This is a genomic window from Candidatus Chloroploca mongolica, assembly GCF_004762035.2.
GTDB lineage: Bacteria > Chloroflexota > Chloroflexia > Chloroflexales > Chloroflexaceae > Chloroploca > Chloroploca mongolica.
Map to the genome: position 1 here is coordinate 1 of NZ_SIJK02000101.1, position 9,615 is coordinate 9,615.

Annotated in this window: 8 protein-coding genes and 1 pseudogene; 8 read left to right on the plus strand and 1 reads right to left on the minus strand. The window is 62.0% G+C overall.

What is annotated here, in order from left to right; all coding sequences use genetic code 11:
• The 8 genes and pseudogenes from EYB53_RS24190 to EYB53_RS24220 all read left to right on the plus strand — a co-directional run.
• Nucleotides 1-1,209, plus strand: a 1,209-nt coding sequence (locus EYB53_RS24190) for a caspase family protein (protein WP_135481983.1), incomplete at its 5' end; no start/stop codon positions are given.
• Nucleotides 1,210-1,221: 12 nt separating this feature from the next.
• A complete protein-coding gene (locus EYB53_RS24195) occupies nucleotides 1,222-1,545 on the plus strand; it encodes a nucleotidyltransferase family protein (RefSeq protein ID WP_135481985.1) in 324 nt (107 codons plus the stop codon).
• A 346-nt stretch (nucleotides 1,546-1,891) separates the two neighbouring features.
• Nucleotides 1,892-2,314 carry a hypothetical protein gene (locus EYB53_RS24200; RefSeq protein ID WP_135481988.1) on the plus strand — a complete coding sequence of 141 codons (423 nt, stop codon included), beginning with the start codon at nucleotides 1,892-1,894 and terminating at the stop codon, nucleotides 2,312-2,314.
• 1 nt (nucleotide 2,315) lies between these two features.
• Nucleotides 2,316-3,389 carry a hypothetical protein gene (locus EYB53_RS24205; RefSeq protein ID WP_209949639.1) on the plus strand — a complete coding sequence of 358 codons (1,074 nt, stop codon included), beginning with the start codon at nucleotides 2,316-2,318 and terminating at the stop codon, nucleotides 3,387-3,389.
• A gap of 526 nt (nucleotides 3,390-3,915) precedes the next feature.
• Nucleotides 3,916-4,323, plus strand: a pseudogene (locus EYB53_RS27045) (hypothetical protein); the annotation flags it as partial.
• Nucleotides 4,324-4,553: 230 nt separating this feature from the next.
• Complete coding sequence (locus EYB53_RS26815; protein WP_135481997.1) at nucleotides 4,554-5,021, plus strand: formylglycine-generating enzyme family protein; 468 nt, start codon at nucleotides 4,554-4,556, stop codon at nucleotides 5,019-5,021.
• 631 nt (nucleotides 5,022-5,652) lie between these two features.
• Nucleotides 5,653-7,302, plus strand: a complete 1,650-nt coding sequence (gene hutU / locus EYB53_RS24215) for a urocanate hydratase (RefSeq protein ID WP_135481993.1) — start codon at nucleotides 5,653-5,655, stop codon at nucleotides 7,300-7,302.
• A 9-nt stretch (nucleotides 7,303-7,311) separates the two neighbouring features.
• Nucleotides 7,312-7,929: a hypothetical protein gene (locus EYB53_RS24220; RefSeq protein WP_135481995.1), complete on the plus strand. Its 618-nt coding sequence runs from the start codon at nucleotides 7,312-7,314 to the stop codon at nucleotides 7,927-7,929.
• A 503-nt stretch (nucleotides 7,930-8,432) separates the two neighbouring features.
• Here EYB53_RS24220 and EYB53_RS24225 read toward each other — a convergent pair.
• Nucleotides 8,433-9,615: PGS family Ig-like domain-containing protein (locus EYB53_RS24225; RefSeq protein WP_503827074.1), on the minus strand; the 1,183-nt coding region annotated here is incomplete at its 5' end.

The window sequence follows — 9,615 nt, forward strand, 5'->3', positions numbered from 1 at the left end:
TGCATGCAACGGGTTTTTGGGAGCATGGTGTCCAAAGGTAGTCTAGCACATAGGGATCAGACGATCATCAAGCGGGACGGGGTGCCGTCGCTAGGGCGCGTGCCACCTGAACCTCGCCTGCCTGGGGACGCAGCGGCGGCGGCGGCCCCGTCCCGGCAGATCACGGATCCGACGCTGAGTGCCGATGGCGTGCATTTCAGCTTTGGGCATGCGCTGCTCATCGGGGTTGGGCGCTACGCCACGGCGGGGTTGACCGTGCCGCGTGGCACGACGGCCAATGATATGCGGGTGCTGGGTGAGGTGCTGGTCGATCCCCTCACGGCGGCGTATCCGGCGGCGCAGGTGCGCGTGCTGCTGGATGCGCAGGCCACGCGGGCGGCGATCCTGGCGGCGCTCGACGACCTGGCTGAGCGTGCGGTGGGCACGGTGTTCGTGGCTTTTGCCGGGCACGGCGTGCAGTATGGGACGCAGTTTGCGTTGCTGCCGTATGATGCGGATCGGCAGGATCTGGCGGCGACGAGCCTGGATGCGACGTGCGTGCAGCAGGCGCTGGCGAAGGTGCGCCAACGAGCGCAACGCCTGGTGGTGGTGCTGAACTGCTGTCACGCCGGGGGCATCGGGGACGCCGTGCTCAGTGGGGACGCGGCGGCGCTCCTGGGCGCGGCCCCGCCTGCGGACTTCTATCGCCCGTTGGGAACGGGCAGCGGCCAGGTCGTCATCTCCTCGGCGCGTCCTGACCAGCAGGCGGGGGCGGTCGCGGCGAGCGATCCGCAGCACACGCCGTTTGGGTTGCACCTGCTGGCGGCGTTGCGCGGGCGGGCCGGGGGCAGCGGGCCAGCGGTGGGGGTCTTTGACCTCTTTGCGTACCTACGAGCGACCGTGCCCGCCGAGGCCCGGCACATCGTCACTGGCGGCCACCCGCTGGTGCAGGAGCCGCTCTTCTATGCGAGCCGTCTGGATGCCAACCTGCCGGTGGCGTTGCGCCCTGCGCAGGCCGCACCGGGCACCCTGGGGGCTGGGCACGAGGGGCTGGCGGAGCAACTGGTCGCCATCGAGTTATACCTGGAAGCAGCAGGCGCGGCGGCGACCCCGGCCATGCTCGCCCGGCGCGACGAACTGCTCGTGGCCTTGGGTATGGTACAATCAACGCAGTATCCCCATCTGAAAGACGATCCGTCCACCGCGAGCGTAGGGGAGGGCGATGTCTGAAGGGAGTGCCGTGTGCAAACTCCGCGACGCCAATGGACTGCCACCGAAGTACTGGCTGAACTCGAACGCCATCAGCCCTGGTTGCGTGGGCGTGGCGTTCGTGTGCTTGGCCTCTTCGGCTCATATCGGCACGCAACGCCCCGCCCCGACAGTGATCTTGATTTCCTGGTTGATCTGGAACAGCCGTCGTTTGATTGCTACATGGATGTCAAGCTCTGGCTCGAAGACACCTTTGGCCGTCCCGTTGATCTGGTTCTGATGGAGAGTATCAAGCCGCGTTTGCGCCCGGTGATCTTGCGTGAGGTGGTGTATGCCGAGGGATTATCGCCTCTATGAGGAGTGAGCGCGTGCCTGATTCAGATCACGCCACTTGTTTTTTGCGTTCCCTTGCGTTCTTTTGCGGCAACGAACACGGTTTCTGTCCGCTCTTCAAGCCAAGAGCGTGCAAAGAAGGCAGGTTGTTTGACGCAAAGGCGCGAAGGCGCGAAGGTTTGAAGTTAACGCCGCCTTCCATGCGGCGTTACGGGTTGCCGCATGGAAGGCAGCGCTACGATCTGCACGCAGGCTGGAAGCCCGCGCTACACGATGAAGCCGAAAACGCAATGGCCCATCCTAACATGGTAGTATACTACGCAGAGATTTGCCCCATTGATGGTAATCAGATTTTGTGGCGGTAGTTCATATGCGCGAGCCGGAACGCCCTCCCCCATCCTCGATTGATCAGTCCCAGCAAGCCGGTGGGGTGAATCTGGGTGCGTTTAATCAGATCGCACAGGTGCGGATCGGTGATGTGATCACCGGGGACAAGGTCACCAACCAGTTTTTTTACCTGATGACCTATACCGGCTCCCCCCAGCCCGTTGAGCCCACCATGCAGGCGGCGTTGCTCCGCGCCTACCGCAGCGAGATCGCGCTGCGCTACGCGGTCTGGCGGCGACGCTATGCGACCTTGCCCCTGGTCGCCCAGCCGGTCGCCAGCACCCCCGGGATGCGTTCGTACCTCTATGCCGTAAGCCCGTGTAGGTATCACCCACTCAAGCGAACCTGGAGCCAGGCAACCGGGCAATGGAGTTGCTGGACGGGAGGAGGAGATGGAGCGGCTTGACATGAAACCTGTACCATCCAGCCTATCACGGTACCGATGGCGTGATCGTCCAACCACGCGCCGTGCATTCCTCCGGCACGGTGCTGCTCTCCTCTGTTTCATCGCGATGCTGATGATTTTTTGGGTTCCAGGGCGTGTTGCGTATGCTAATCCGATTGGACTATTCGATACACCCCATGATCAGCATATCTATATTATCTACAAAACAACCCATCCTGAGACCTTCATAGCATTGAATCTGTTCATTAACGGCAAGCCGTTTCCGGGTGATCTGTGGAATGTGCAAAGAGAAGACCTTCTGTGTACCAGAAATCAGTGTCACATAACATTTGGCTATGGAATCTTTAGCTATGGCTTGAGCGATCTGAAATCGCTTGAAGACGATGCCATCGTGACGCCCAGTCCAGACTATGAAGTGGTGATCCATCTTGAGCGTGCGACCCTGACCAGTGGGCGCTTGACAGAGCCGCAACTCTATTATGACGACTGGCTGGTGACGGTGTATGATACGCATCTGGAAGTGACTGAGGTACCCTTCTACTACTACCTGCGCGAACCCTTCACCATATTCATGCGCGCACTGACGCTGACCCTGATTGTGGAGCTCAGTCTTGCCGCTCTGTTCCTGGGTGTACTCCGGGTTCCTGGTCTTTTCCTGGCGAAAACACTGGGCTTAATTGCCCTTACCAACGTTTTTTCGGTGCTGGTCGTGCAATTTTTCTTTCTCTGGTGGCTGCGCGACTCAGCGATCGTTGGCGTGAGCATGTTTATAACCGCCCTGGTACTTGGACCGTACCTTCCTCGTCTGACGCATGAGCACACGCCGGTGCTTCTCCAGCGCCGCCGACTGTCTCAACTGACGCTTATCACCCTGATCACCGTTTCGTTGATTCTGTTTAGTGGTGTTCCCTCGATCAATATCGTGAGTGCAGAAGTATTTGCCGTGAGCTACGAGACATGGATTCTGTCCAGAGTAACGAAAGGCTATCTCTCTCAAGGGCAGGTGCTGTCCATGGTCGTGCTCATGAATCTGCTCAGTTTTGTGGCTGGCATCCTCATCCTGGGCATTATGTAGGACATCTTCAGGCATGCGCAGGCACCCACGTGTCATACCAAAGACGAAAAGCCCCCATAGATTGAAGGCAGATCGTATGCGTTTTACGTGTACGACCTCGTGACAAGGTACGCCAGCGTTGGTATACTCAGAGCAGGCAACAGCCTACGTCTGATCGCAAGGGTAACTCCGATTCTACCCAACGAAATCTGCACCGATGACGGTGGCAGATCGGCTGACCACGCTGCGGGCCGTACGTATGCTGCGCCAACGCTATCCACGCTGTCCGGTTATCCTGACCTGCCGTACCCGTGCGTTCACGGATGACCTGCGGGCAGAATTGGGATGGCCGGTGGCGACGCTGGCTCCCTTTACGCTGGGCCAGATCCGGCACTTTGTACCCGCCTGGTATGGCGAACTGGTCGCCAAAGGGCAGTTGGCAGCGGCGCAGGCTCCGCTCGTAAGCGACCGCCTGCTGGCCGCCATTGTGGATGCGGCGCGCCCTCGCCTGCGGGTGATGGCCGAGACGCCCTTGCTGCTGACGATGATGGCGCTGGTACTCTATAACAAAGGTGAACTCCCCCGCGACCGACCGCACCTCTACGAGCGCATCATGGAACTCTTGCTGGGGCAGTGGGATGCCGTGCGCAACGGGGAGAGTCTGGGGCAAGCGGTAGGGCAGCCCACCTGGGATAGTAGCTATCTGCGGCCCGTGCTTGACCGGCTGTCGTATGCTGCCCATGCGACGGCGACTTCCGCCGATGGGCGCGGACGGCTGGCGCGGGGGCATCTCTATACGGCACTGATTGATTTCTTTACCACGACAGAGGTGCCCGGGCCAGGCGACGCCGCGCTACGTTGTCTGGCCTACATGGAGCAGCGCAGTGGGTTGCTGCTGCCCGATGGCCGTGAGACCTTTGTGCTGGCCCACCTGACCTTGCAAGAGCACTGCGCCGGGCGGGAGATCGTGCTCAATGCCGCTGATCCGGTGGCGCTGGTGTTGCAGCATCGGGCCGATGACCGCTGGCGGGAGCCGATCATGCTGGGGATGGGGTTGGCTTCGCCGCTGGTGCTGGATCAGGTGCTGAACGACCTGATCGAGCGCGAGGAGGGGGAGCAGCCGAAAGCGGTGGTGCGGTGGTACCGGGATCTGATCCTGGCGGCGGAGGTGGGGGCTGACCGCGACTGGACGTATCTGCGCACGCGGCCGCAGGTACGGGTGGCACGGGTGCAGCAGGCGTTACGGCAGCCTATGACGCGCAGAGCCAGCGGCGTCCGTATCCGTGGGGTGGAGCGGAACCAACGCCCGATCTGGCGATCTATGACGAGAGTGGCCTAGATCGCCCCGCCCCGGTGGGCTGTTGTCCCACAGGCGCGGCGGCCTGTGGCTCCCTGGACATGGTGGGCAATGTGTGGGAGTGGGCCAGTCGCAGCTACCGTGCCTATCCAGGCCAGGCAGACCAAGAGGTGAAAGATTTTACACCCGACGATCTTGATGTGCCGTGGCGCGGTGGGTCGTGGTGGAATGGTAGTACAAGTGTTCGCTGGGGGGCGCGGTACAGGTCCCGTCCCGGCGGCAGGTACGGCTACCAGGGTATTCGGGTGGTGGTGTCCCCCCTTGTTCGCACGGATGTCCTGAATTCTGGTTTCTGAATTCTGTATGCTGCGTTGCTGTTTCCTTCTGGGGCGACAAACGTGTCAAGGGTTTGCCCCCGCCACATCCGCGTTTTTTTTGTTGGGGCACGGCGCTGCCGTGCCCGTACGGGGGGCGCGGGGGCACGGCGTCGCCTTGCTTCGATCCAATGCCGCCGCAGTGCCTTCCTCGTGCGGCGGTGCCCCCTGCTGTCTTAACTGTGATGGAAATGATGAGGTGATAGACTATGATTCCGCAACCGAGCCCATCAGCGGCCCTCCGGCCATCCCCCAATCGGGGCGACCACCCCGCGTCGCGAGAGGAAAACATCATAGCCCATCACATCATCACCCTAATCATCGTTAAGACGATGCCCTCTCTGCGACCGTCCCGTGTCGCAAGGAAAACATCATAGCCCATCACATCATCACCCCGCTGCGGCGGGGTGATGCCGTGCTGGCAGGATCCGTGTGCTTTGGATGTGGGTTCTCATCGATTTCCCTGCTGTGGGTCGGACTTTTTCAGCAGTCTCCATCAACGGTAGGGTGGTAGCCCTACCGTTGATGGCATGGGTTGGCACGCTTCGATAAGGCGTGGTACCATAGGCACACAGGTCATGATGGTCAGATAAGGGATGAAAGAGGGACAACGATGACCCGAACGATTCGCGCACCACGTGGGCTTGCCTTGACCTGCAAGAACTGGCAGATCGAGGCCGTTTATCGGATGTTGCAGAATAATCTTGACCCCGAGGTGGCCTTTGATCCCGATAATCTGATTGTGTATGGTGGTCGGGGGCGGGCTGCGCGTAACTGGGCGAGCCTTGAGGCGATTCTGGCGACGTTGCGCCGCCTTGATCCCGATGAGACGTTGCTGGTGCAATCGGGCAAACCGGTCGTTGTCTTTCGCACCCACACTGATGCGCCACGGGTGCTGATTGCCAATTCTAATCTGGTGCCGGCCTGGGCGACCCAGGCGAATTTCGAGCGCTGGGAGCAGGCCGGGCTGACGATGTATGGTCAGATGACCGCCGGGAGCTGGATTTACATCGGGACGCAGGGCATTTTGCAGGGCACCTACGAGACCTTTGGCGCGTTGGCGCTGGCGCAGGGCTGGCCGAGTCTGCGGGGCAAGCTGGTGATCACGGCTGGCCTTGGCGAGATGGGCGGCGCACAGGCTCAGGCCGTCACCTTCAACGAAGGTGTCGCGCTGCTGGTTGACGTTGATCCGTGGCGCATCGAACGCCGCCTGGCACTCCGCCAGCTTGATCGCGCCACCGACAATCTCGAAGAGGCGATGACCTGGGTGGAAGAGGCCCGCGCTCAGGGGTTGCCCTTGTCGGTGGGCCTGATCGCCAATGCCGCCGAAGCGCTGCCCGAGCTGCTGGCCCGTGGCGTCACGCCCGACATTGCGACTGATCAGACGAGTGCGCACGATGTTCGTTACGGCTATATTCCGGCTGGGTTGAGTCTGGAGGAGGCCGCCACTCTGCGCGATGCTGATCCGGTTGAGTATGACCGGCGGGCGATGGACTCGATGGCACGCCATGTTGAGACGCTGCTTGCGTGGCGCGATCAGGGCGTGATTGTCTTTGACTATGGCAACAATCTGCGCCAGCGCGCCTTTGACGCCGGTGTCGCCGAGGCCTTCAGTTACCCCGGTTTTGTGCCAGCCTACATCCGCCCGCTCTTCTGCGAAGGCAAAGGCCCCTTCCGTTGGGTGGCGCTCTCGGGCGACCCCGAAGACATCTACGTTACTGACCAGGCGATCATGGAACTCTTCCCCGAGAACGACCATCTGCGGCGCTGGCTCACCCTGGCCCGCGAGCACGTCGCGTTTCAGGGGTTGCCGGCGCGGATCTGCTGGCTCGGCTATGGCGAACGGGCACGGGCGGGCTTGCGCTTCAACGAACTCGTTGCCAGCGGTGCCGTCAAAGCGCCCATCGTCATCGGGCGCGACCATCTTGATGCCGGCTCGGTCGCCAGCCCCAACCGCGAGACCGAAGCGATGCGCGACGGCTCCGACGCCATCGCCGACTGGCCGCTGCTCAACCTGATGATCAACGCCGTTGGCGGCGCAACCTGGGTGAGCCTGCACCACGGCGGCGGGGTGGGCATTGGCTACAGCCTTCACGCCGGCCAGGTCATTGTCGCCGACGGCACCCCCGAAGCGGCGCGTCGCCTTGAACGCGTGCTCACCAGCGACCCAGGGATGGGCGTCGTCCGCCACGCCGACGCTGGCTACGACGAAGCGATCGCCTTTGCGCGGGCCAATGGCATTGATATGCCAATGTTGCCGTAGGGATACGCCATGCTGACTGATGAACAACGTGAGGCACGCCGTAATCTGCAGCGCTGGTTGCCCTGGATGGGCCTGATCCTGCTGGTCGTCGGCCTCTATGTCTCGGCTTTTCTGATCCCCGATCTGGTGGAGACAGCCGCAGGGCCGCAACAACTCACGCTGGACGAAGCGGCGAACGTCGCAAGCGCCACGCGAACGTATGCCCGGATTGAAGAAGGAGCGTGGGATTGCGAAACCCTGCAGCAAGTCCAGGGGCTTTCCGCTACCTCGATCCGCTACGGCTTTGGCCCGTTGAATGAACGGGAAGAGACCAAATACACCGAAGTCTTTTTCACCGACAACGCACGCGACGTCGTCGTCTTTGTCACCTTATCGGGCGACGTGCAATGCGACGATCTGACTCGCCAATGGCCGACAGGCTACCTGTATATGATGAATGACGGAACCCGGCAGGCGCTGACAAACGAGGCCCGGCTGGCGCGCTATTTCGCCACCGACACCTTCCTCGAGTTTTGTGGCTACTGTGGACGCCAGAACTCACTCATCGGGGCGGGCTTTGGCCTGGTCTTCACGGTTGCAGGCATGGCGATGCTGTTCGTCTGGTGGCGCTTGCGTCAGCAGGGATGAATTGGGGGCTCTCAGGTAGCGAGGTTTTGCGGGATGGCGTCCCAATGCGCTTTCCGCCCTCCCCTCTTGGGGGGGGGGTCATATGACGTGCGGGTCATGGCCAGTGCTGCTCCGCTGATGGGAACACACCGATCGTGGAGCGCTGCCAGCCGAAGGCGACGCGGCAACCGAGCGCCGCAGTGAAGATTCCTCACGGCGTTCGGAATGACATGGCTGGCGTTGGCACCCTGCCGTGCGCCCTTGCCACCCCAAGGCATTCTCCTTGTCACTCCGCTGCGCCCGCCGTGTCACCCCGAGCGGAGCGAGGGGTCTTCCATGCGCCGCAGCGAAGATTCCTCACTCCGTTCGGAATGACATTGATGGCGTTGGCACCCTGCCGTGCGCCCCTGGCCTTTCAAAAGGGGGTGGGGGGCCAGGGCGTTGCCAGCCAACACCTCGCTACCTGAGATGATCTGGGGGCGGGTGGCGGCGAAGCCGTTACCCGCCCCCAGGCGGTGTGCGCATCAACGCTGACGGTGGGCATCATCCCACGGAACAGCGGATGCTTCGCCCGTACGGCGGGCCTCATCCCACGGGATATCGCGTATTTCAGGGCCGACGAACGGCAGGTAGATGTGTGGTCGCTGCGCAAAGCCTTCTACCGTGGCTGGCACGGTCAGCGTGGGTGCCTGGATCGCTGGGGGAGGCTGCCGTACGATGGCTTCTGGCCCTTCGGTCACGAGTTGATAGTGGCGTTGCACTGAGGTGGGCAACTGGGACGGGGGCACGGGTTCAATGCGCATCACCACCACGTAGAAGCCGGGTGCCGCTTCAGGGTCGGTTGCGATGAGCAGGATCATCTGCCCATCATCCCCGACGCGCAGTGGTTCGCCAAGCGGCTCGCCATTGACGCTGAACTGTACCATCTGCCCCGGTGGCATATCGGTGCCGGTGATCACAAAGGTACTCCCTGGTGCACCCTGGCTATAATTGAGGGTCATCTGCGCATCGTAGAGCGCCTCAAAATCCTGATCAGCACGGTTGCCGGTTAGCAAAAGCCTGCGGGAGATTGGCACAAAACGATACCCTGGTCGCGAAGGAGTCAGATAAAGCGGGCGCTGGAGGATCTCGGTGAACGTGTAGGCTCCGGTGGCATCAGTCTGGGTGGTACTGACCCCATCGGAGAGCGTCAATGGCACAGCGGCCAGACCGCGTCCGTTGAGCAGCACGCGCCCACGAATGGTTGCCAAGCGCACCCGCAGGGGTTCATAGGGTGGTGTGCTCTGGCCGTAAGAATTGTCACCCCAGCAGCGTAGTGCCCCGTCGGTGGTTATGGCACAGGTATGATCCCACCCCGCGCTGATCTGCGCCACGGTTCCGAGGTCGTCCGGCACCGTGCTCTGACCAAAGTAATTGTCACCCCAGCAGCGTAGTGCCCCGTTGGTCGTCACGGCACAGGTGTGATTCGCCCCCGCGCTGATCTGCACCACGGTTCCAAGGTCGTCGGGCACTGTGCTCTGGCCGACGTCATCGCGCCCCCAGCAGCGCACGGTGCCCTCGGTCGTTACGGCACATGTATAGCTGCCGCCCGCGCTAACTTGCGTCACCGTGCCGAGGCCGTCGGGCACCGTGGTCTGGCCGAAGTCATTATTGCCCCAGCAGCGGATGTCACCCTCGCTTGTCAGCGCACAGGTATGCACCGAACCT

Bases quoted from the DNA above. Each gene is read 5' to 3' on its own strand.
- EYB53_RS24205 (WP_209949639.1), top strand. From the start codon at position 2,316: ATGAAACCTGTACCATCCAGCCTATCACGGTACCGATGGCGTGATCGT.
- hutU (WP_135481993.1), top strand. From the start codon at position 5,653: ATGACCCGAACGATTCGCGCACCACGTGGGCTTGCCTTGACCTGCAAG.
- EYB53_RS24220 (WP_135481995.1), top strand. From the start codon at position 7,312: ATGCTGACTGATGAACAACGTGAGGCACGCCGTAATCTGCAGCGCTGG.
- EYB53_RS24200 (WP_135481988.1), top strand. From the start codon at position 1,892: ATGCGCGAGCCGGAACGCCCTCCCCCATCCTCGATTGATCAGTCCCAG.